Raw genomic sequence first — 21,779 nt, 5'->3', positions numbered from 1 at the left:
CTGGCTCGTTCCGGAAGTAACGGGACGGCAATACCCAGCCGTTGATCACCACGAACCCGGGCTTTTCGACAGGTTTGCCAGCAACGGGGGCAAAAGCGCCGAATACAGCGCCACCGACGCCCAGCAAGACACAACTCTGGAGAAAGCCCCTACGCCCCAGCTGCGCACTACAAAAAGTAAGCTTCCCCATGATCCCGTGACCTGTACCCGTTGAATTTACACCCAGCACGCTGCATCACAGCCAGTTGAAAAAGGCCGTCAACAGCGCCCCGCACAGCGCCCCGACCAGTAGCATCGGTAGCACCACCAGCTCACGTTTAAGGCTGAAGATACCTAGCTTGCAATTCACGTACACAACCAGCACCAGCGTGGGCACGGTATGCAGGGCAACACCCCAGATGGCCCATTCCACACCGCCAATCGCCAACAGCAGCGGTAGCAGCCCCCACAGCGAGACCAGGCGGATGATGTTGTCCATGGCTTGATACTTGGTCAGGCCCAAGGCGATCCACACCTGATGAGCCAAGGTATAGCGCAATACGATGAACGACAGCGAAAGAATCGCCAGCATCGAGCCTGCCTCACTGTATCGCTCGTCGTACATCCAGCCGATCAGCAGAGGGCTGGCGGTCAGGAAGCCACCGCAGATGAACAGCACCAGCAGGTCGACCAGCAGGCGGAAACGGTGATACAGCGCTTTCAGCCGCGCCTTGTCGTCGGCGCGGGCCGCTTCGCTGAAAGCAGGAAGCGCCACGGCGCCCACAATCTTCATCAGTGCGGTCTGCACCGCGCCCAGGATCAGCACGGCAATCGAATACACCCCCAGCTGCGCCGCCGACATGCTGGCACCGAACAGGATGCGGTCGCCGTACATGGCCAGCACGCCCACCATCGACGACAGCAGGATCCAGCGGCCAAACACGATCAGTTCGGTAAGCGCCGTACGGTCCCAGCGCAGGTGGTTGCGCGGCCCCTCCAACGCCGTGTGGCCCAGCACAGTCCAGGCCACGGCAGACACCAGGCCGGCAATGACCAAGGCCCAGATGGAATGGGTCAGCAAGCCCAGCACCAGCATCACCACCAGGCCGGCCGCTTGTGACGCCAGGTCCACCAGTACCACACGCTTCTGTTGGAAAGTGCGTACCGCCACGTCTATCTTGGTGGACTGGAACCCCCAGATGACCGCCGACAGCCCGGTAACCGCCAGCACCATCGGCAATATGGGCGCGGCATAGGTGGAGTCTGCCGGCCACAGTTCTTCGAACTGCGCCACCCAGGCACACAAAGCCAGCAACAGGGTCAGGCCGAACAGCACGAAGCCGCGGATGATCTGCACGGTCCAAGCGGTATTGAGAAAGTCCGGGTCGTCACCCCGTTGGCTCTGGATGATGTTCTGGCGCAGGCCGACATCGGACAGCAGGTGCAGCAGTACCGAAACGGTAGTGGCAATGACCATCACCCCGAACATTTCCGGCAGCAACAAGCGGGCCATGATCAGGTTGCCACCAAGGCGCATGACCTGTGACGCCACCTGCGACACCAGGTTCCAGGACCCGGCCCTCATGGCCCGCTGGCGCAGGCTTGCGGTGGCTGACACATCAATCGACGGCATGACTTCAATCTCTGACTGATTGGCTAAAAGTCACTATAGTTTCAATTAGCCACGATGCTAGCCGTTGCCCACCGAGGGAAAGGTGTACATAGCCGATGCCTGAACATTTTCGTGCGTTGATCGTCATCCTGTTTTTGGCGAGCGTGGTCTTCCTGCTTGCGCGGCGCCCTGCCACCGAGCTGATTCCGCTCGCTGACTTCAAGCGCCGGCGCAACTTGTGGTTCCTGCTGACTGTGCTGGCTTTCGTCTCGCACAGCTTCTGGCTGTATCTGGGTGCGGGCGCGGTCATCCTGCTGATTGCCGGGCGCCGCGAACACAACCCCATGGCACTGTTCTACATGCTGTTGTTCCTCATCCCGCCTGCGTCGGTGCAGGTGCCCGGATTTGGCGTGGTCAATTACCTGGTCGACCTGAACCATATCCGCCTGCTCACCCTGTGCGTGCTGCTGCCCGCCGCGCTCCAGCTAAGCCGCCAGGCAGGCACCTTGCGCTTTGGCCGCACCTGGGCCGACAAGCTACTGGCGGCCGGCCTGATGCTGATGAGTGTGCTGTACTTGCGCGAAACCACCCCCACCGACACCCTGCGCCAGGCGCTGTACTTGTATGTCGACGTCTTCCTGCCGTATTACGTGGCCAGCCGCGGCCTGCGCCAGATAAGCGACTTCAAAGATGCCATGCTGGCCTTCGTGCTCACCGCCTTCGTCATGGCACTGATCGCCGTGGCCGAATATGTACGCCACTGGCTGCTGTACAGCGCCCTGGTCGATGCCATGGGCGTGCCTTGGAGCATGTCGGGTTACCTCAGCCGCGGCGGCGCGCTGCGGGCTAGCGTCACCACCGGCCAGGCAATTGCCCTGGGCTATGTGATGAGCGTGGCCATCGGCCTGTTCCTGTTCGTCCAGGGCTATGTGCAACGCCCGCTGCACAAAGCCCTGGGCGCCCTGCTACTGGCCGCCGGGCTGTTCGCACCGTTGTCACGCGGCCCGTGGATCGGCGTCGTGGTCATCGTGGTGGTGTTCATTGCCCTGGGCAAAGGAGCCGTCAAGCGCCTGGCGCTACTGGGGGCAGCCGGCATGCTGGCCCTGCCCTTGCTCACGATCGTGCCCGGCGGTGAAAAGGTACTGGACCTGCTGCCCTTCATTGGCAACCTGGAAAAAGAGAACATCACCTACCGCGAGCGGCTGATGGACAACGCCTGGATCGTCATCCAGCGCAACCCGCTGTTCGGCTCATTCGACTTCCGCAACACACCTGAAATGCAGTCGATGATCCAGGGCGAAGGCATCATCGACATCGTCAACACCTACATCAACCTGGCGCTGCGGGTCGGGCTGGTGGGGCTCGGGCTGTTTGTGGCGTTCTTTGCCGTGGTGCTGCACGGGATCCGCAGGGCCATGCTCAGCTTCGCTGACAAGGATGATGAACGACGACAACTCGGCCGGGTGTTGCTGGCGACACTGATGGGCATTCTGGTGATCATCTTCACCGTCAGCAGCATCACCTTCATCCCGGTGGTCTACTGGTCCATCGCGGGGCTGGGTGTGGCCTACATCCAGATGGTTCGCCGGCTGCACGACAGCCAGGCCATGGAACTGGCCGAACCCGGCCTACAACCCAGGTAATGTACATGAACGTGCTATCCCTGCGTCCTTTCGTACGACTTTGGGCCATTGCCGGCCTGGCCTTGCTGCCCTTGGCCGGCTGGGGCTCCGGCTGGCAGGTCAGTGTCGATGAACAGAATGGGCTGCCCACCGTGACACACGGCGGTGGCCCGGTGATGAAGGCCAAGTTCGACTTCTGGGCTGCCAACTGGAGCTGGACCGGCTTCTATACCGACTTCAAGGTCAATGGCCCCTATCAGTACACACTGCGGGGCAAGAACAAAGAGCTGGACTTCGACCTGGCGGCTGATATCCGCAAAGCGCAAGCACAAACCCTGAGCTGGGCCTTCGACCTGGACGCCCATAGCCGCCAGACCGGGGTGATGGGTGGCGGCATGGTGTTCCAGTTCGACCCGGCGCAAATCGCCGGCGATATGGGTGCGCCACAACTGCTGGCCGACAATCGCGGTTGGTCCTGGGGCAAGGCTGACCAAGGCCGGCGCATCGAAATGCGCTTCGACCCGCCACTGGCCAAGGTGTATTTCGAGCGTGGCAACCCGTCCGAATTGCGTGCGTTCCTGTACAAAGACCCGATCAACGCCGGCAAGCAACAACTCAAGGCTGTACTCAACGTGACCGGCGACATCGAGCTGGGGCCCACGCCCACTGAGCGCTTCGGCCTGGCCGATCCCGCCAGCTGGCCCGATGATCAGCTCGACTGGCGCACTTCACCGGTGGACCTGTCGTTCCTCAACGCGGCGGAAAAGCCCGCCGGCAAACGTGGGTTCGTCAAGGCGGTCGGTGAACAGCTGATGTTCGAAGACAACACCCCCGTGCGTTTCTGGGGCACCAACCTGTCTGCCTATTCGCTGTTCAAAAGCCCAGACGACGAAATTCGCCAACAGGCCAAGCGCCTGTCCGCACTGGGGTTCAACCTGGTGCGCCTGCACCACCACGACTCGCCCTGGGTCAGCCCGAACGTGTTCGGCGACGGTACCCTGGTGCGCGACACCCAGCAGCTCAGTGCCGAGTCCCTGCGCAAGCTCGACCTGTGGATCAAGGCGCTCAAGGACGAAGGCATCTACATCTGGCTGGACATGCACGTACAGCGCGCACTTACCGCCAACGACAACATAGACGATTTCGATGAGCTGCCCAAGAAGGATGACCGCGTCGACCTGAAGGGCTATGCCTATGTGAACAACAGTATTCAGGCGGCGATGAAGCGCTTTGCCGAGCAGTACCTGACCCATGTGAACAAGTACACGGGCCTTGCCTACAAGGACGACCCGGCCATCGCCGCCGTGCTGATCACCAACGAGAACGACCTTACCCAGCATTACGGCAACGCCCTGATGCCGAACAAGGATGTACCGCGCCACAGTGAGCGCTACATGGCAGCGGCCAAAGCCTTCGCCAGGCAGTACAACCTGCCCGTCGACCAAACCTGGCGTGCGTGGGAGCACGGCCCGTCGAAGCTGCTCCTCAACGACCTGGAACAGCGCTTCAACGTCGACATGATCACTCACCTGCGCAGCGTGGGGGTAAAGGTGCCGATCGCCACCACCAGCACCTGGGGCGGCAATGGCCTGAGCGCATTGCCGGCCCTGACCGCAGGCGACGTCGTCGATGCCCACAGCTACGGCGCCATCGGCCAACTGGAGAAGAACCCGTTGACCAGCGACGGCATGATCGACTGGATCGCCGCCGCCCAGGTCGTGGGCAAACCGCTGACCGTCACCGAATGGAACGCCGAGCCTTTCCCACTGCCCGACCGCCACTCGCTGCCGCTGTACGTGGCCGGCACTGCCAGCCACCAGGGCTGGGACGCACTGATGCAATATGCCTACAGCCAGCAGGCCTTCAACCCCGGCTGGCGCACGGCGGACAACTGGCACGCCTACAACGACCCCGCGATGATCGCCACGCTGCCCGCTGCTGCCCTGCTCTATCGCCGTGCCGATGTGAAGCCTGCAACCACCCATTACGTTTTCGCACCGACGCCCACCACCCTTTACAACCAAGAGATCACCCCACGAAATTCGCCTTTGTTGCGCACAGCCATGGAGAAGGGCCAACTGCAGATTGCCCTGCCGCAAACACCGGAGTTGCCGTGGTTGAAACCGGCCGCCATTCCCGCAGGTGCGCAAGTGCTGCAAGACCCAGGGCAATCGCTGCTGGCCACCGATGCTACCGAATCGGTGACCGACACCGGCGAGCTCAAGCGCAACTGGCAACAAGGCATCTACACCATCGATACACCGCTGAGCCAGGCCGCCACCGGCTGGCTGGGAGGTCGTTCGATCAGCCTGGGGGCCATTCAGCTGCAAACGAAAACGCCTTACGCCAGCGTCGCAGTACAGAGCCTGGACGGCAAACCGCTGGGCCAGTCACGGGAGCTGTTGCTGTCACTGGGTACCCGCGCCATGCCCAAGGCCGATGACAAGACGCCATTCAATGTCGAACCCTTCGAGGGCAGCCTGACCATCGAGGCACCTGCCGGGCTGAAGCTGTTCGCACACGATGCGCAGATCCAACTCAAGCCCCTGCCGGCAACGTACAAGGACGGGCATTACGTGATTACGTTCGACGGCAACTACATGTCCAACTGGCTGTTCTTGAAATAGGGCATCTGGCCATCTACGCTCAAGTCACCTGTAGCTGGCCAATTCACCTGAACTTTTCAGGGACGGTTCACCGCGTTTGTAAAACAGCAGGTCACAGGAGGTGCGGATGAAGTTCCTGGTTGTCGGTGGCGCCGGCTACATCGGCTCGCATATGGTCAAGCACTTGATCGCTGCAGGCCACGAGGTGGTGGTGGCTGACCTGGTTGCACCTGCACCTGGCGTCCAATGGGCCAAGCTGGATATCGCCGACGAGGCCGCACTGGATGTGTTGTTTGGTGTGTGCCGCTTTGATGCCGTCTTTCACTTTGCCTCGTTCATTCAGGTAGGCGAGTCGGTCAGCGCGCCTGGCAAGTACTACCAGAATAATGTCGCGGCCACCCTTAGCCTGCTGCAGGCCATGGTGAATGCCGGCATCAAGCATCTGGTGTTTTCTTCCAGCGCGGCCGTTTACGGTAATCCGCTCTATATTCCAATCGATGAAGCGCATGCCAAAGGACCAATCAACCCGTATGGGCTGAGCAAGTGGATGGTCGAGCAGATTCTCGAGGACTTCGACCGGGCCTATGGCTTGAAATCGGTTTGCCTGCGCTATTTCAATGCAGCAGGCGCTGACCCGGAAGGCCAGCTGGGAGAGCGCCACGAGCCCGAAACCCACCTGATCCCGCTGATCCTGCAGGCTGCCGCGGGCCGACGTGAGGCGGTGACGGTGTTTGGCCGGGATTACGACACGCCGGATGGCACCTGTATACGCGACTACATCCATGTGGCCGACCTGGCGACGGCGCACGCGCTGGCTGTGGACTATCTGCTGGCGGGTGGGGAACGTACGGCATTCAACCTGGGCAACGGCCATGGGTTTTCAGTGCAGCAGGTGATCGATACTGCACGCGCAGTGACCGGGCGGCAGATTCACGTACTCGACGCACCACGCCGCGCCGGCGACCCGCCCCGCCTGGTGGCTGATGCCGGCAAGGCGCTGAGTGTGTTGAGCTGGCGGCCGGAGTTTGTATCGCTGGAGCAGATTGTGAGGCATGCGTGGCATTGGGAGTTGCAGTATCCCTGGACTACGCGGCAAGGCTGACATCTTCGGGGCTGCGTAGCAGCCCCAATGGTTGGATTTCAGGCCTCAATAATAGGTCCGCGGTTGCTCGTCAGCCTTGTTCAGCACGGTCCCGATCAGGTTCACCTGCCCCAGGTGATGCAGGCAATCCTCGATTTCCTTCTTGTTGTTCATCCCGTTGGCCACCACCAGCAATACACAGTCGAACTTGGGTATCACGGTGATCGCATCATCAGAGCTAAGCAACGGAGGCAAATCGAAAATACAGATGCGCGACTCGTAGCGGTTGCGCAAATCGCTGATCAGGTTGTTCACCTTGGGCGACGACAGCATCTCGGTCGACAACGGCACAGGTACCCGCGTAGGCAACACTACAAAACGCGGCAGGGTCGGGTTGACCAGGCACTCCTGCAGTTCGGCCTTGTCCGTCAAAAACTCGTTCAGCGCCTGTTCCATGGGCAGGCCCAGGCTGCTGCCGACCTTGGGCCGGCGCAAGTCGAAGTCCACCAGCAGCGCAGTCTTGGTGGTGTGGTGGGCGATGCTCATGGCCAGGTTGATCGCCAGCACCGTCTTGCCCGCTTCAGGTGTGGGTGAGGTGATGGCCAAGGTGCGCCAGCCGTTTTCGTCCATAAGCCTGAGTACCTGCGTGCGCAGCAGGTCGATCGGCCCGTTCATGCTGGAGTTCTTGTTGTAGGCCACGATGCGGTGACGTTCAAGGTGCTCCGCGCGAAGCGGCACTACCTTGGTGTTCACGTAGTCGAACTGGCCAGGCACTTCCGCCAGTGCCGTCCCCGGGGCAGGTGACAAGGCCTGGGGAGTTCCCGGTGTCACCGGGTGAACGTTATTGCCAATAGCCGGCTTGATCCTGTCCATCACTGCTTTCCCTATGCAAACCGAGACATGACTTTGAACAACAGCACATCCAGTGGCATGTAGAACACGTGCACCAGCACTACCATGATAGCCGCCAGTGCCAGTGCCGCCAGGATCAACCCGTTCCGCCAGCGTTTACGCCTGGCCACATCCGCTTTGGTATCGATGTACGGCACCGCCACCAACACGCGTTTGCCCAGCAGGTTTTCCAGGGCACCGACGCCGCGCACACGCTGGTTGAGCATTTCCAGCAGCATCACCAGCGCACCACCGCCTGCCGGCGCCAGCACCAGCCCCAGAGCCGCGATTTTCTTGCGGTTGGGCTTGATCGGCTTCTCTGGCATCAACGGTGGCTCCAGCAGCACGAAGCGCTCGGCCTTGTTTTCCTGTTCCAGGCTTTCGGTAATCTTCGCGCCCATTTCCTTGGCGCGGATTTCTTCGTACTTCTTGCGCGCGTTGTCGTGGTCGCGCATCAAGGTCACCAGGCCACGTTCGACCTGCGGTGCTTCGAGGATCTCGGCCTCATAGCCTTCCATCTTTTTGGTCAGTTCGCGCTTCTGCTCGGCCAGCGAACTGATACGTTCCTGGGCTGCACTCATCTTGGCGCGCACGCGGGCAACATCGAGGCCCACCGTGGAAGCCGCTGCCGTGCGACCGCCCGTGGCTTCGAGCGCCTGAATCTTGCGTTTGATCGCCACCACATCCGGGTGAGCGTCTTTGTAGCGAGTCAGCAAGCGGGCGTATTCAGCCTTCAGGCTCGGCAGGTCCTCGGGCTGGTCGGCGCTCGCTGATTTGCTGCCTTCGGTTGCCTTGGTGGCCAGGCCAGCATTGGCGGCGGACAATTCCAGCTCAAGGTAGCGCAGCTCTTCCTGGGCAGCCTTGTAGTCACGGTCGACTTCACGGAATTCCAGCTCCGAGCGCGACAGCATGTTCATGCGCAGGGTCTGGTGCTCGGGCAAGGCGTTGGCATGGGCTTGCTTGAAGTCGGCCAGCTGGTTTTCCAGGCTGGCCAACTCGGCGCCCAGCTTGTTGGCCTCCTGGGTGAGAAATTCGGTGGTTTCGTTGGCCCGTTCGGTGCGCTGCTTGAGGTTCTCGTTGAGGAACAGCGTCACCAGTTCGTCAGCCACTTCCTTGGCCACTTGCGCCTGCTTGTGCTCGAAGGACACATTGAACGCCACGGTGGCTTCACCCCGCCCGCGCACGAAGGTGGTGAGGGTTTCGACCACGATGGCATTGCGCATCTGGTCGATCTTGTCGCTTTCGCTGAGGCGCTTGTCGGCGAACAGGTCGTACTTGCCGATGATGCGCAGCAGGTTCCCACGGGTCATCACCCGCTGGCGGATCACTTCGATGCGCTCATCGGCAAAGCTGGTGTTGTTGGTAGACACCAGCTCGGGCGAAATCTGCTGCGACTCCACCAGGATAGTGCCGGTCGACTGGTAGATCGGCGGCACCATCAACGCGACGGCCACGGTCGCGGCAAGAATGACTGCGGCACTCACCCCTAACACCAGGGCCCTGTCCTTGATAATGGCGATGTAATCCCTGAGGGAGAGTTCGTAGTCAGACTTCATGGGGCCACCTGCCTGAAGTTCAGATGTCGGGGTACCTGTACGTCAACGTCAAACCAACGATCGTCGCGGTTGCATCCGCTACATGGTCCTGCTGCCGTTCCTTGTACATCAGCGACAGGCGCAGGTCCCAGTACGGCGAAAACTGGCGGCTGGCCCATACGCTGTAAGTCTGTAACGTGTTGGGGCTCTGCCCCTTGCTGTCTTGCCAGGCCGCGTCCGCGCCCACCCGGTTCAGCTCGCTGACCGCATAACTCCACACACCGCGCACCTGGTCCAACTCGGCGAAGCCACCTTCGGCGCTGGCCACCGTGCTGCGTTCGGCAGTAAAACTGGCATCTGCGCGCACACCGGTGTAAAGCAGCGACACGCCACCCTCCCCGCGCCGGCCGCCTTCATCACCGGATACTTCGTTGACGCCTACGTGCGCGTCGGCGCTCAGGCGATCCGAAAGCTGGTACTTGATCCCCACCGCCGGGGTGTAGCTGTTGGAGGCTGTCGCGGTAAGGTCTTGCTCGGGCTCATACCGCCGCGCGCCGAAACGGGTGTACAGGTCGGCCCGCTCGCTCCAGGCGTAGGTCCAGGTAAAGACGTTCGCCAATTCGTCGTAACCCGTCAGCGTACTGATGTCATAACGGGCGCGGCTGTACGTGGTTTCGTTACTCAGGGTGCTGCGTTCGGTAACCGCCTGGCTCCAGTTGCCGGTCAGCGTATACAGCTTTTGCGTACCGTCGGTGGTGATCACGCCAGTGTCCAGCACGGTTCCCGACAGGGTCGAGCTTTCGTTATAGCGAGCCACCAGGCCAAAACGCCCACGCTCGGTCGTGCGCTGCCAGCCCAGGCTCAGGTCAGGGTCTTCCCGGTCATCGACTATGTCCGTGTCGGATGAGCGCAACACATGCATGCCCAAGCCCAACCTCAGTTCGTCACGGTCGAAGGTACCGATCAGGGTGTAGTCCGGCGCAATGATCGTGCGCGTTATGCCCTTTTCCCCCGACGTGAGCAACAAAGGGTTGCTGTCGTATTCGACGGATGTCGGTACCACCACCGTGGACTGCCAATTTGCCGCCAGGACCGCGTCCGTGAACGGCAACACCAGAATTGCCGTTGCAATGCGTGTTGTTTTAAGAAGATGCATTAAATGTTCTTATTAAAGGCAAGATCAAGGAACGACCAGCGTGTCGCCAGCCTGAAGTTGGATGTTGGTGGACATGTCCCGCCCAGACACCAGGTCCTTATATCGCACGGGCAGGATCTTTTGGGAAGCGCCAGTGCCACGGACCACCTTGATTTCGCTTTCGTCCGCAAACTTGTCCAGGCCGCCCGACATGCTCAGGGCCTGAAGCACCGCCGTAGGGCCTGCCATTTGTACAGGGCCCGGCTTGATCACTTTGCCTTGGACATAGACCAGGTTGCCGGCGATGCTCTTGACGACAACGCTGACGTTCGGGTCGGGGAGGAACTTTTCGAGTTTGGCAGCGACTTGCTTTTCAACCGCCGTGACATCCAGCCCGGCAACATTGATGCGCCCGGCCAGGGGGAAGGTAATACTGCCATCGGGAAGTACGGTGGCTTCTTGACGCAGGCTGTCTTCCTGCCACACCGAAACCATGACGACATCGCCGGGGCTGAGCAGGTAAGTCGCACTGCTCTGGTCGGCGTTGCCCACGCCAGACCACACAGTCAGCATGCAGAATGCGGCAATCAACGAACGCTTCATGAGGGTCCCTCCGGCCAAATGGCCCGACAAAGAGCACTGAATGAGAACAGCACACCAACTCTCGCTCCGCTTCGCGACCGACATCCGCCGCGATGGCCCCTACCTTCCTGGAGGCCTTTACCTTGACGCTGTATACGAGGGCTGCAAGGTGCTGCAACCGTGGGCCTCATGGGCTAATGGGAATATAGCAACGGTTGGGGAATTCACAAGCCAGGCCCAAGGCTTGGGGCAACGCGTTGTACTTTATAAACGTGCCGAGCAGGTTCAAATCTTTCTTCTGTTAGCCACCAGCACAAAACCCACAACAGCAAAAGCCAACAACCAGCCTGCGGTTGAAACAGGAATGATACTGTTTTGATTTACATACGAATCTGCTGCGCGAGCGGCACCACTCAGCAACACCAGCAAAAACATCGATTTGATAATCAGAGTCGTGCGCATACGCCCCTCCAAAAAACAGGAAAATCAATTAGTTATTTGCGTGGTGTGGCGGGAGTTGTTTCGCTGTTGAATTGAGCTTATGGGCACAATGACACTACGTCAATGATCCGACACCATAATAAAATTCAATGGACGATGGGCGCTATCGTCAAAATACCGACATGCAGAATGTGCAACCGTACACTGTCGGAATGGAGGCTGTGCATCACGGTCGAGAAGGCATGGGGCCGTGCCACACGCCCCTGGCTTTTCATTCGTCCGCGTGGTGAACCACGACCAGCAGCTGCGCCGGTTGCGCACCCAACGAGCGCAGTCGGTGGGGTGTCTGGGCGTTGAAATGCAGGGCATCGCCCTGTGCCAGCAGCACCCGCTCGTTCATGAAATCCACCTCGACCTGGCCGGCATGCACGAACAGGAACTCCTCGCCCTGATGCTCCTTGAACGTGGGGTCACTGAATTCGGAAGGCGGCTGGATCAGGAACGGCAACAGGCTGCGCTGCCCCACCTGGCTGGTGAGGGCCGCGTACCCCGGCCCTCGCCCATCGCCGACCAAAGCCTGGCGTTCGCCATGGCGCACCAGACTGTAGCGGCTCGGCCCTGTCTGTTCTTCGGCGAACAGCTCTTCAACATTGACGTTCAGCGCCCGCGCCAGCTTCAGCGCGGCTGCGATCGAGGGTGTGTTGAGACCACGCTCGACCTTGGACAGGTAGCTTTTGGTCATGCCGGTCTTTTCGGCCAGCACTTCCAGAGTCATCCCCAGTTTCTTACGCAGCAGTTTCAATCGGATAGACATGTGACGCGGGTTTCCCAGGCTGAGGCAGCCATGATACGCGTCTGAAAGCTGACGCCAAGCCTGAGAGCCCCTTTAACTACGGCATTACCGGCGGCACATACTGCAGCGTCGTACCTAGCGCCCACAGCAACACCAGCACCAGCGGCACATGCACCAGCAACTGGACGAAGGAAAAACCGATCAGGTCGCGCGCCTTGAGCCCTAGCACGCCCAGCAGCGGCAGCATGTAGAACGGGTTGATCAGGTTCGGCAGGGCTTCGGCAGCATTGTAGATCTGTACCGCCCAGCCCAGATGGTACTGCAGGTCGTTGGCCACCAGCATCACGTAAGGCGCTTCGATGATCCACTTGCCACCGCCCGAAGGGATGAAGAAGCCCAGCACCGCCGAATAAACGCCCATCAGCACCGCATAGGTGTCATGGGTGGCGATCTGGGTGAAGAACAGCGAGATGTGGTGCGCAAGGGTCTGCTCATCCACACCTTTGACCTGGGTAAGGATGGCAGCAATCGAGCCATAAAGCGGGAACTGGATCAGCACCCCGGTGGTGGTCGGTACCGCTCTCGCTACGGCGTCAAGAAAGCTGCGCGGGCGCCAGTGCAACAAGGCACCCAGCATGATGAACAACAGGTTGTAGGTGTTCAGCCCGGAAATCGCCGTGATCGCAGGTTTAGTGGCGAACTCCTGGTACAGCCAGCCAGCAGCCAGGGCCACCAGCAGCAGAATCAGGATCGGGCTGTGCTCCAGCCACTCCCCCGGGCGCGTACGTTGCGGTGCCGGTGGCGCGGTGAAACTGGGGTCGACACCGCAGTCTTCGGCGCTGCGTGCACTGTTTGGCCCAGGGGCCGTGGCGTAGGCAATCACCAGCGACAACACCACCAGCGCCGCCAGCATTACGCCGGATTGCCAGAGGAAAATGGTTTCGGTGAACGGGATGACCCCGGTAATCGACAGGATCGAAGGGGGCAGGCTGGCCGGGTTGGCTTGCAGTTGAGCAGCCGATGACGACAGGCCCAAAGCCCATACCGCGCCCAGGCCCAGGTAGGCAGCAGCACCTGCGGCACGGTAGTCCATTTTCAGCTCGGTGCGCCGTGCCAGGGCGCGTACCAGGAGGCCACCGAATACCAGCGACAGGCCCCAGTTGAGCAAAGAGGCCAACATCGAGATCAGCGCGACCCAGCACACTGCCGAGCGACCATTGCCAGGGATGCGCGCCAGGCGGTCGATCAGCCGTGCAGCAGGCGGCGAGCTGGCCACCACATAACCGCCGATAACCACGAAGGCCATCTGCATGGTGAACGGAATCAGGCTCCAGAAGCCATCGCCAAAGGCTTTGGCGGTGTCGGTCGGCTTGGCCCCCATGGCCAGCGCGCCGATGCACACCAGCAGCACCGCCAGCGCGGCGAACACCCAGGAATCGGGGAACCAGCGTTCCGCCCAGTTGGAACAACGCAAGGCAAAGCGGGCGGAGCGGCTGTCTTGGATTTCAGCGGCCACAGTTGAATTCCTTTTATTGGTTTTATCGGATAAAACAGCAAAAACACAAAACCCCTGTAGGAGCAGCTTTGTGTCGCGAAAGGGCCGCAAAGCGGCCCCTGATCTCAGCGTCGAGGCCGAAATCGCGGGGCTGCTTTGCAGCCCTTTCGCGACACAAGGCCGCTCCTACAGGGGGCGGTGTAAAGCGAGTGATTAGAAGGTCATTTCCTTCACATCATCCGGCACGATCAGCTTGCCGGCGGTTTTCTCGATGATTTCCTCCACGCTCACCCCTGGTGCGGTCTCGCGCAGGATGAAGGCGCCGTCTTCGATTTCCAGGTAGGCCAGGTCGGTCAGCACCTTGCGGATGCAGCCAGCGCCGGTGAGTGGCAGGCTGCACTGCGGCAACAGTTTGGACTCGCCGTCCTTGGAGGCGTGGGTCATGGTGACGATGATGTTATCGGCGCCAGCCACCAGGTCCATGGCACCGCCCATGCCCTTGACCAGCTTGCCCGGGATCATCCACGAGGCGATGTTGCCCTGCACGTCCACCTCGAAGGCCCCCAGTACGGTCAGGTCGACGTGGCCGCCTCGGATCATGGCGAACGACTGCGCCGAATCGAAGATCGAGGCACCGCGGCGGGCGGTGACGGTTTGCTTGCCGGCGTTGATCATGTCGGCATCAATCGTACTTTCGGTCGGGAATTCGCCCATGCCGAGCAGGCCGTTTTCCGATTGCAGCATCACATCCATGTCGGCGGGGACGTAGTTGGCCACCAGGGTCGGAATGCCGATACCCAGGTTCACGTAGTAGCCGTCCTTCAGTTCGCGGGCAACGCGTTGCGCCATCTGTTCGCGGGTCAGTGCCATGATCAGGATCTCTTTGTTGTTCTGGTGGATGGCACTCAGGCCTTGACGGTGCGCTTTTCGATACGCTTTTCGAAGGTGCCGACGATAACCCGGTCCACATAGATGCCCGGGGTATGGATTTCGCTGGGCAACAGGACGCCTGGCTCGACGATTTCTTCCACTTCGACCACGGTGATCTTGCCGGCGGTGGCTGCCAGCGGGTTGAAGTTTTGCGCCGTGTTGCGGTACACCACGTTGCCGTAGTGGTCAGCCTTCCAGCCCTTGACGATGGCGAAGTCGCCTGTGATGGACTCTTCAAGGATGTACTTGCGGCCCTTGAACTCGCGCACCTCCTTGCCGTCGGCAACCGGGGTGCCGTACCCGGTGGCGGTGTAGAACGCCGGAATACCGGCACCTCCTGCGCGCATTTTCTCGGCGAGGGTGCCCTGCGGAGTCAGCTCCACCTCCAGCTCGCCGCTGAGCAGCTGGCGTTCGAACTCGGCGTTTTCGCCCACGTAGGAAGCGACCATCTTGCGGATCTGCCGGTCTTCCAGCAGCACGCCCAGACCAAAGCCGTCGACGCCGCAGTTGTTGGAAACCACGGTCAGGCCCTTGACGCCGCGCCGCTTGATTTCGCCAATGAGGTTTTCCGGGATGCCGCACAGGCCGAAACCACCGGCCAGTACCGTCATGTTGTCGGTCAGGCCTTCAAGGGCCTGTTCATAGGTTGCAACGCGCTTGTCCAGTCCGGCCATGCTGATCCGCCTTTTGTAGTTGTTGAACCGACGAAGCTGTCGGTGAGCGTGTGCAGACATCTTCACCGCAAGCGACTGATTTGTTAATTTTGTTTTCGTCATCGATTGATAACTTTTACAAAACAAAAAATAGGCCCGTCATGAACGTCAAGCAACTGCGTGCTTTTGTCGCCGTGGCCAAGTACCAGAGCTTTGCCCAGGCCGGAGAGCACCTGCATGTCTCACAGCCCGCCCTCAGCCTGACTATCAAGGCCCTGGAAGAAAACCTCGGCGGTGCCCTGCTCAGCCGCACCACGCGCAGTGTCAGCCTGACCGCCGAAGGCGAAGTGCTGCTGCCACTGGCACGGCGGCTTCTGGCCGATTGGGACGACACCGAGGAGATGCTCCGCCAGCGCTTCACCTTGCAACTGGGCCGCGTGGCGGTGGCAGCCATGCCGGCCTTCGCCGGCAACCTGTTGCCCCACTCGCTCAAGGTGTTTCGCCAACGCTACCCCAAGGTCAACGTCACCGTGCATGACGTGATCAATGAACAGGTGCAGGAACTGGTGCGCCATCGCCGCGTCGAACTGGGCATCGGCTTCGAGCCGGACAACATCGACGGGCTGGACTTCCACCCGTTGTACATGGACCGTTTCGTTGCGGTGGTACCTGCCGACTCGCCCTTGGCACTGCTGCCGGAGGTGAGCTGGGCACAGCTGATGGCCGAAGACTTCGTCGCCCTGCAACGTCCTTCGGCAGTGCGCCTGCTGATGGAGCAGAATGTGGCCCCCCAGCACGGCAAACTGGCCGTGGCCTTCGAAAGCCACCAGTTGGCGACCATCGGCCGCATGGTCGCCAGCGGCCTGGGAGTCAGTGCCGTACCGGCGCTGTGCATCAACCAGATGCAAGAGCTGGGCGCCCGTTGCGTGACCTTGGTGGAGCCCACGGTCGAGCGGCGTATCGGCGTGATTGCCCTTAGCGAACACAAGCTTTCCACCGCAGCGCAGGCGCTGCTTGAGGTTCTGCATTCCAATACCCGGATCCCGGAGGTGACATGCGTTACGTGAAACTGGCAGGTTCGAGCGTTCCGGCCATTGGCCAAGGCACCTGGTATATGGGGGAAGACCCTGGCCGCAAAGCGGCAGAAGTGGCGGCCTTGCAACAGGGCATCGAGCTGGGCCTGACCCTGCTCGACACGGCAGAGATGTATGCCGAAGGCGGGGCAGAAGCCGTGGTTGGCCAGGCCATTGCGGGGCGTCGCGATCAGGTGTTTCTGGTCAGCAAGGTATACCCGCACAATGCGAGTGCGCGCGGTATGGCAGCTGCCTGTGAGCGCAGCCTCACTCGTTTGGGGACTGACTGCATTGACCTGTACCTGCTGCACTGGCGTGGCCAGCACCCACTGGAAGAAACGGTCGATGCTTTCGAGCGCTTGCGCGAGCAAGGCAAGATCAAACGCTGGGGCGTGTCCAATTTCGACGTGGACGACCTGCGCGAACTGCACAACCCTGACTGTGCCACCAACCAGGTGCTGTACAACCCGGCTCAGCGTGGCATCGAGTTCGACCTGCTGCCGTGGTGCGAAAAACGTGCGCTGCCGACCATGGCCTACTGCCCGCTGGCTCAGGCCGGGCGCCTGTTGCAGCACCCCGTGCTGGCAGAAATCGCCGAGCGCCATGGTGCTACACCCGCCCAGGTCAGCCTGGCCTGGGTGACCCGCAACGACGGGGTGATCGCCATCCCCAAAGCCGTGACACCTGAGCATGTGCGGCTGAATGCTGCTGCGGGTTTATTGACCTTGAACAGTGAAGACCTGCGAGCGATAGACCGGGCGTTCCCGACACCGACGCGCAAGCAGCGGTTGGCGATGGTGTAAGCAGCCAGCCTTGAGCATCCTGGGGTTGCTTTGCGGCCCCGATCATTCAATGGAAGTCGCGGCTGCGCACATCCAGCCCCTGCAACAGTGGGCTCACATCCTCCAGTCGCCGCGCAATCAGGTGCCTCACGCCCTCCTCCTGCTCCAGCCGCCCACTGACCTTCAGTAGCTGCGACCCCACCAGCGCCCGCCGTTGCCGCTCGGCGAGCTCCCGCCACACGACCACGTTGACCATCCCGTGCTCATCCTCCAGCGTGACGAAGGTGACCCCACTGGCCGTCTGCGGCCGCTGGCGCCCGACTACCAACCCGGCTACGGCAATCGTGTCGCCATGCGCGACACCTTGCAGCTCACTCGAACTGCGACACCCCAACGCCCTCAGGCGTGAACGTAACAAGGCCAGCGGATGCGGCCCGAGCGTGGTGCCCAAGGTTTGGTAATCGGCCATCAGGTCCTCCCCCACGCTTGGCACAGGCAAATCAACTGCGGCTTCAGGCGCCGCTTCCACCTCTGCGAACAAGGGAAGCTGCGGCTGCACCGCCGCCACCTGCCAGCGTGCCTGATGGCGGTCGCTGGCCAAGGTACGCAACGCCCCGCCATCAGCCAGACGGGCACGGGCGCGTTGGTCGAGGCCAGCACGCAGGCAAAGGTCTTCGACGTCGCGCCACGGCCGTTGCGCCCTCGCCTGCTGCACGCGCCTGGCATCGGCTTCGGCCAGGCCACGCACCAGCCGCAAGCCCATGCGAATGGCCAACGCACCTTGAGCATCAGGTTCGAGGGTGCAGTCCCAGTCGCTGTGGCAAACGTCGACGGGTCGCACCTCGATACCTTGGCGGCGCGCCTCCTGCAGCAACTGGTCCGGGCTGTAGAAGCCCATGGGCCAGCTGTTGACCAGCGCGCAGGTGAAAATTGCCGGCTCATGGCACTTCAGCCAGCTGCTGGCATAACACAGCAAGGCAAAACTGGCCGCGTGCGACTCCGGGAAACCATAACTGCCAAAGCCCTTGATCTGTTCGAAGATGCGCTCGGCGAACGCCAGTTCGTAACCATTGCGCAGCATGCCTTGCAGCAGCCGCTCGCGGTGCGGCTCCAGGCCACCGTGGCGTTTCCAGGCCGCCATGCTGCGACGTAGCTGGTCGGCCTCGCCCGGCGTGTAGTCGGCTGCGACCATGGCCAGTTCCATCACCTGTTCCTGAAACAACGGCACGCCCAAGGTCCGTTCGAAAACTGCCTTGAGCTGCGGCGACGGGTAGGTCACGGGCTCCTGCTTCAGGCGCCGGCGCAAGTAGGGATGCACCATGTCACCTTGGATCGGCCCGGGGCGAACAATGGCCACTTCGATGACCAGGTCATAGAACGTTCGGGGCCGCAGCCGAGGCAGCATGGCCATCTGCGCACGCGACTCGATCTGGAACACCCCCATGGTCTCGGCGCGGCTGATCATCGCGTAGGTGGCCGGGCATTCGCTGGGGATGGTCGCCAGGGTCAGCTGCCGGCCACGGTGGTGTTGCAGCAGGTCGAAGCAACGGCGCAAGGCACTGAGCATACCCAGTGCCAGCACGTCGACTTTGAGCAAACCGACCATGTCCAGGTCGTCCTTGTCCCACTGGATCACCGTGCGTTCGGCCATTGCCGCATTCTCCACCGGCACCAGCTGGTCGAGCGGCTGCTGGGAAATGACGAAACCACCCGGATGCTGCGACAGGTGCCGAGGGAAGCCGATCAGCTCACCCGCCAGCACCAGCACCCGGCGTAGCGAAGGGCTGCCGGCCTCGAAGCCGGCTTCCGCCAGTCGCTGGTCGTCGGGTATGCGGTCGCTCCAGCGGCCACAGCATTTGGCCAGGGCATCCACCTGATCCATCGGCAAACCCAGCACCCGCGCCACATCCCGCACCGCACCCGCTGCATGGTAAGTGTTGACCACCGCAGTCAGCGCGGCACGGTGCCGGCCATAGCGGCGGAATACGTACTGGATCACTTCTTCGCGCCGGTCGTGCTCGAAGTCCACGTCGATATCGGGTGGCTCGTTGCGCTCGCGCGACAGGAAACGCTCGAACAACAGGTGGTGCTCCATGGGGTCGAGCTCGGTAATACCCAGCACGAAACACACCACCGAGTTGGCAGCAGAGCCACGCCCTTGGCACAAGATGCGCTGGCTGCGGGCGAAGGCGACGATGTCGTGCACGGTCAGGAAGTAACTCTCGTAACCCAGCGCTTCGATCAGCGCCAGTTCCTTGGCCAGCACATCACGTACCTTGTCACTGGGCCCCTGCGGCCAGCGCAACGGCAGGCCCTGCTCGCACAGCGCGTGCAACCAGCTTGCCGGGGTGTGGCCCTGGGGCACCAATTCCCGGGGGTACTGGTACTTCAACTCGCTGAGGTCGAATTGGCAGCGCTGGGCAATGGCCAGGGTTTCGGCCAACAGGTCGAACGGGTACAGCTCGCCCAGTTGCGCCAGGCTACGCAAGTGCCGCTCGCCATTGGCAAACAGAAAACGCCCGGCTTCGGCCACCTGGCAATGCTGGCGGATGGCAGTCATGCAGTCCTGCAAGGCACGGCGGCCGCGCACATGCATGTGCACGTCGCCACAGGCCACGGCGCGGATCCCCACATCAGCCGCCAGTGCCCGCAAGCGTTGCAGGCGCATGGCATCGTCGTGGCCCCGGTGCAGGTGCACCGCCAGCCACAGGCGCTCATCGAACACATCGCGCAGCCACTTTCCGGTGGCCGTATCGTCACTGTCATCGGCCACCCACAAGGCCAGCAGGCCCTGACCGTGCAGCTGCAGGTCGTCACGAAAAAGCTGGTACTCACCCTTTTCTGCCCGCCGACGGGCACGGGTGATCAGTGCGCACAAGTTCTGGTAGCCGGCCAGGTTTTCGACCAGCAGCACCAGCTTGGGGCCGTCGTGCAACTGCACCTCGCTGCCGACGATCAGCCGCAACCCATGCGCCTTGGCGGCCTGCCAGGCGCGCACGATACCGGCCAGGGTACATTCGTCAGTGATCGCCAACGCCTGGTAACCCTGTTCAGCTGCGCGGCGGAACAGCTCCTCGGCACTCGAGGCACCGCGCTGGAAGCTGAAGTTGGACAAGCAATGCAGCTCGGCATAACCCGGCGTGCTCATGCAAACCAGCCCTGCAACCACAGCGGGCCGGCCTGGCCCAAGTCACGGTAGGCCCAGCCACGCAGGCCCTCACGGGTTTCGATGCGGTAGTAGTCGCGGCGCACATCGCCGCCATCCCACCAACCCGATTCGATGCGTTCGGCATGCCCCTGCATCCGATAGCCGGCATCATCCAGCGCCATCGGTGCAGGCAGTAGCCAGCCTGGGCGGCTGCCCGGGGCAACCGGCATGTTGCCTTGTGCGCCCTGCTCTGCCAGTTGCCAGGCGCATTCAGGGCGGTGATCTGCAGCCGCGCTCAGCCCCTTGACGGCCTCATCACCCAGGCGGGCGCGCAGCCGCTCACGCAATTGCGCCCAGGGCTGCGCCTGTTGAGCACGCGGGTCGAACAAAGGCTGATGCTGCGGCACGAAGGGCGGCAGGTCTTCGGCGACCAACCGCAGGTTGCGCACCGGTGCAGGTATACGCAGTGGCTCCAGGCGCCCACGGGCCAGCTCGAACAGCATCGCGGCATCGCGCTCAGCCGCCAGCAGGCCCACCTTGAGCAGGGTATCCGGCCCTTCGGCATGTTCCAGATGCAGGCAAAAGCGCTGTACGCCACAGTCGCGCCCGGCGAGAAATGCAGCCAGGTCGTTGAGCATGCGCCGCAGCGGGAACAGCAGCGCCTGGTGTGATTCAACGTCGAAATTCAGTTCCAGCCGGGTTTCGAAACGGTCCGGTGGCTGGTAGAAGTCCAGCCCCAGGTTGCGCAGGCCGAGCAACTGGTCGAGGTGCAGTTGTACCTGGGCCGGAAAGCGCCTGGCCAAGGTATCGCGCGGCAAGGCCAGTACCTGGCCCAACTGACGCAAGCCCATGCGGGCAAAGGCTTCGGCAGCCTCTGCCGGCAAGCCGATTCGCGTGATGGGCATGGCCAGCAACGCTGCGCGAGTTGCTTGGGCATCACTCACCGCCAAACCGTCGTGGCCATTGGCGAGCATACGCGCCGCCACCGGGTTGCTGGCCAGGACAATGCGTTGGCGCAAGCCCAGGTTTGCCAGTTCCTGGCGCAGACGCGCCTCGAACAAGGGCCACGGGCCGAACAGTTGCAGGCTGGAGCCTACTTCCAACAACAGCGCCCGAGGGTAATGCACGCTGACCTGGGCGCTGAAACGGTAGGCCCAGGCCGCCAGCAACTGCTGCACCTGCTCGATGCGCTTGGGGTCGCTTTCGACACAGATGAAGCCATCCGCCAGGGCACGCGCTGCGGTCAGGGTTTGCCCGGCCCGCAAGCCAAGTGCCGCGGCAGCCGGATTGACGGCCTGCACCACACGCCGCTGGGTAGGCCCGCCAACAAGCACCAGCGGCGTATCAGGGTCGTCACGCTCACGCAGGACGGTGTCCAGCGCCAGCTGCGGCAGCAGGATGCAGGCCCAGAGCATGGTGCA

General features: G+C 61.9%; 17 protein-coding genes. 5 read left to right on the top strand and 12 right to left on the bottom strand.

All coding sequences use genetic code 11. The annotated features are described in order from the left end of the window. Positions 1-235: 235 nt before the first annotated feature. Complete coding sequence (locus B9A31_RS21870; RefSeq protein WP_016715292.1) at positions 236-1,612, bottom strand: oligosaccharide flippase family protein; 1,377 nt, start codon at positions 1,610-1,612, stop codon at positions 236-238. A gap of 95 nt (positions 1,613-1,707) precedes the next feature. Here B9A31_RS21870 and B9A31_RS21865 point away from each other — a divergent pair, with 95 nt between their 5' ends. From B9A31_RS21865 to galE, 3 genes are all read left to right on the top strand, one after another. Then, complete coding sequence (locus tag B9A31_RS21865; RefSeq protein WP_084297359.1) at positions 1,708-3,234, top strand: O-antigen ligase family protein; 1,527 nt, start codon at positions 1,708-1,710, stop codon at positions 3,232-3,234. 5 nt (positions 3,235-3,239) lie between these two features. Further along, positions 3,240-5,840, top strand: coding sequence for a cellulase family glycosylhydrolase (locus B9A31_RS21860; RefSeq protein ID WP_084297391.1), 2,601 nt, complete (start codon positions 3,240-3,242; stop codon positions 5,838-5,840). Between the two features lie 106 nt (positions 5,841-5,946). Continuing rightward, entirely contained in the window at positions 5,947-6,921 is a 975-nt protein-coding gene (gene galE, locus B9A31_RS21855) for a UDP-glucose 4-epimerase GalE (RefSeq protein WP_019096228.1), read from the top strand. A gap of 45 nt (positions 6,922-6,966) precedes the next feature. Here galE and B9A31_RS21850 read toward each other — a convergent pair whose 3' ends face one another. From B9A31_RS21850 to B9A31_RS21815, 9 genes are all read right to left on the bottom strand, one after another. Then, a complete protein-coding gene (locus tag B9A31_RS21850; RefSeq protein ID WP_016715296.1) occupies positions 6,967-7,773 on the bottom strand; it encodes a CpsD/CapB family tyrosine-protein kinase in 807 nt (268 codons plus the stop codon). Between the two features lie 11 nt (positions 7,774-7,784). After that, positions 7,785-9,347: a GumC family protein gene (locus B9A31_RS21845; protein WP_019096227.1), complete on the bottom strand. Its 1,563-nt coding sequence runs from the start codon at positions 9,345-9,347 to the stop codon at positions 7,785-7,787. A 19-nt stretch (positions 9,348-9,366) separates the two neighbouring features. Beyond that, complete coding sequence (locus tag B9A31_RS21840; protein WP_019096226.1) at positions 9,367-10,482, bottom strand: hypothetical protein; 1,116 nt, start codon at positions 10,480-10,482, stop codon at positions 9,367-9,369. A gap of 24 nt (positions 10,483-10,506) precedes the next feature. After that, positions 10,507-11,064, bottom strand: coding sequence for a polysaccharide biosynthesis/export family protein (locus B9A31_RS21835; RefSeq protein ID WP_019096225.1), 558 nt, complete (start codon positions 11,062-11,064; stop codon positions 10,507-10,509). Between the two features lie 264 nt (positions 11,065-11,328). After that, the gene (eppA, locus tag B9A31_RS27340) at positions 11,329-11,505 is read right to left on the bottom strand and encodes an EPS-associated small membrane protein EppA (protein WP_016487266.1); all 177 of its coding nucleotides are present in this window, start codon (positions 11,503-11,505) and stop codon (positions 11,329-11,331) included. Between the two features lie 250 nt (positions 11,506-11,755). Further along, positions 11,756-12,298: a helix-turn-helix domain-containing protein gene (locus tag B9A31_RS21830; RefSeq protein WP_084297358.1), complete on the bottom strand. Its 543-nt coding sequence runs from the start codon at positions 12,296-12,298 to the stop codon at positions 11,756-11,758. A 76-nt stretch (positions 12,299-12,374) separates the two neighbouring features. Further along, entirely contained in the window at positions 12,375-13,793 is a 1,419-nt protein-coding gene (locus tag B9A31_RS21825) for a short-chain fatty acid transporter (protein WP_084297357.1), read from the bottom strand. 192 nt (positions 13,794-13,985) lie between these two features. Then, positions 13,986-14,642 (bottom strand): CoA transferase subunit B, encoded by a 657-nt coding sequence (locus tag B9A31_RS21820; RefSeq protein ID WP_012272371.1) that lies wholly within the window; start codon positions 14,640-14,642, stop codon positions 13,986-13,988. A gap of 35 nt (positions 14,643-14,677) precedes the next feature. After that, the gene (locus B9A31_RS21815) at positions 14,678-15,376 is read right to left on the bottom strand and encodes a CoA transferase subunit A (protein WP_016715303.1); all 699 of its coding nucleotides are present in this window, start codon (positions 15,374-15,376) and stop codon (positions 14,678-14,680) included. A 140-nt stretch (positions 15,377-15,516) separates the two neighbouring features. Between B9A31_RS21815 and B9A31_RS21810 the strand changes: the two genes are divergently transcribed. Both B9A31_RS21810 and B9A31_RS21805 read left to right on the top strand, forming a co-directional pair. Beyond that, positions 15,517-16,422 (top strand): LysR family transcriptional regulator, encoded by a 906-nt coding sequence (locus tag B9A31_RS21810; protein WP_019099075.1) that lies wholly within the window; start codon positions 15,517-15,519, stop codon positions 16,420-16,422. Further along, complete coding sequence (locus B9A31_RS21805; RefSeq protein ID WP_019099076.1) at positions 16,410-17,231, top strand: aldo/keto reductase; 822 nt, start codon at positions 16,410-16,412, stop codon at positions 17,229-17,231. Before B9A31_RS21810 ends, B9A31_RS21805 begins: the two co-directional genes overlap by 13 nt. A 46-nt stretch (positions 17,232-17,277) precedes the next feature. On the opposite strand, the gene B9A31_RS21800 is transcribed toward B9A31_RS21805, so the two are convergent. Further along, positions 17,278-20,358: an error-prone DNA polymerase gene (locus B9A31_RS21800; RefSeq protein ID WP_019099077.1), complete on the bottom strand. Its 3,081-nt coding sequence runs from the start codon at positions 20,356-20,358 to the stop codon at positions 17,278-17,280. Then, positions 20,355-21,773 (bottom strand): Y-family DNA polymerase, encoded by a 1,419-nt coding sequence (locus B9A31_RS21795; RefSeq protein WP_019099078.1) that lies wholly within the window; start codon positions 21,771-21,773, stop codon positions 20,355-20,357. Before B9A31_RS21795 ends, B9A31_RS21800 begins: the two co-directional genes overlap by 4 nt. Positions 21,774-21,779: the final 6 nt, after the last annotated feature.

It is taken from the genome of Pseudomonas sp. URIL14HWK12:I5 (assembly GCF_900176445.1).
Classification (GTDB): domain Bacteria; phylum Pseudomonadota; class Gammaproteobacteria; order Pseudomonadales; family Pseudomonadaceae; genus Aquipseudomonas; species Aquipseudomonas monteilii.
Note: the sequence above shows the minus strand (reverse complement) of the source record. Positions and strands in the feature narration are given on the sequence as shown.

What these genes read in the sequence shown, in the direction of transcription:
- B9A31_RS21805 (WP_019099076.1), top strand. Translation starts at nt 16,410, where the DNA reads ATGCGTTACGTGAAACTGGCAGGTTCGAGCGTTCCGGCCATTGGCCAA.
- B9A31_RS21850 (WP_016715296.1), bottom strand. Translation starts at nt 7,773, where the DNA reads ATGGACAGGATCAAGCCGGCTATTGGCAATAACGTTCACCCGGTGACA.
- B9A31_RS21840 (WP_019096226.1), bottom strand. Translation starts at nt 10,482, where the DNA reads ATGCATCTTCTTAAAACAACACGCATTGCAACGGCAATTCTGGTGTTG.
- B9A31_RS21870 (WP_016715292.1), bottom strand. Translation starts at nt 1,612, where the DNA reads ATGCCGTCGATTGATGTGTCAGCCACCGCAAGCCTGCGCCAGCGGGCC.
- B9A31_RS21815 (WP_016715303.1), bottom strand. Translation starts at nt 15,376, where the DNA reads ATGGCCGGACTGGACAAGCGCGTTGCAACCTATGAACAGGCCCTTGAA.
- B9A31_RS21845 (WP_019096227.1), bottom strand. Translation starts at nt 9,347, where the DNA reads ATGAAGTCTGACTACGAACTCTCCCTCAGGGATTACATCGCCATTATC.
- B9A31_RS21810 (WP_019099075.1), top strand. Translation starts at nt 15,517, where the DNA reads ATGAACGTCAAGCAACTGCGTGCTTTTGTCGCCGTGGCCAAGTACCAG.
- B9A31_RS21835 (WP_019096225.1), bottom strand. Translation starts at nt 11,064, where the DNA reads ATGAAGCGTTCGTTGATTGCCGCATTCTGCATGCTGACTGTGTGGTCT.
- B9A31_RS21795 (WP_019099078.1), bottom strand. Translation starts at nt 21,773, where the DNA reads ATGCTCTGGGCCTGCATCCTGCTGCCGCAGCTGGCGCTGGACACCGTC.
- B9A31_RS21865 (WP_084297359.1), top strand. Translation starts at nt 1,708, where the DNA reads ATGCCTGAACATTTTCGTGCGTTGATCGTCATCCTGTTTTTGGCGAGC.
- B9A31_RS21800 (WP_019099077.1), bottom strand. Translation starts at nt 20,358, where the DNA reads ATGAGCACGCCGGGTTATGCCGAGCTGCATTGCTTGTCCAACTTCAGC.
- eppA (WP_016487266.1), bottom strand. Translation starts at nt 11,505, where the DNA reads ATGCGCACGACTCTGATTATCAAATCGATGTTTTTGCTGGTGTTGCTG.
- B9A31_RS21830 (WP_084297358.1), bottom strand. Translation starts at nt 12,298, where the DNA reads ATGTCTATCCGATTGAAACTGCTGCGTAAGAAACTGGGGATGACTCTG.
- B9A31_RS21860 (WP_084297391.1), top strand. Translation starts at nt 3,240, where the DNA reads ATGAACGTGCTATCCCTGCGTCCTTTCGTACGACTTTGGGCCATTGCC.
- galE (WP_019096228.1), top strand. Translation starts at nt 5,947, where the DNA reads ATGAAGTTCCTGGTTGTCGGTGGCGCCGGCTACATCGGCTCGCATATG.
- B9A31_RS21820 (WP_012272371.1), bottom strand. Translation starts at nt 14,642, where the DNA reads ATGGCACTGACCCGCGAACAGATGGCGCAACGCGTTGCCCGCGAACTG.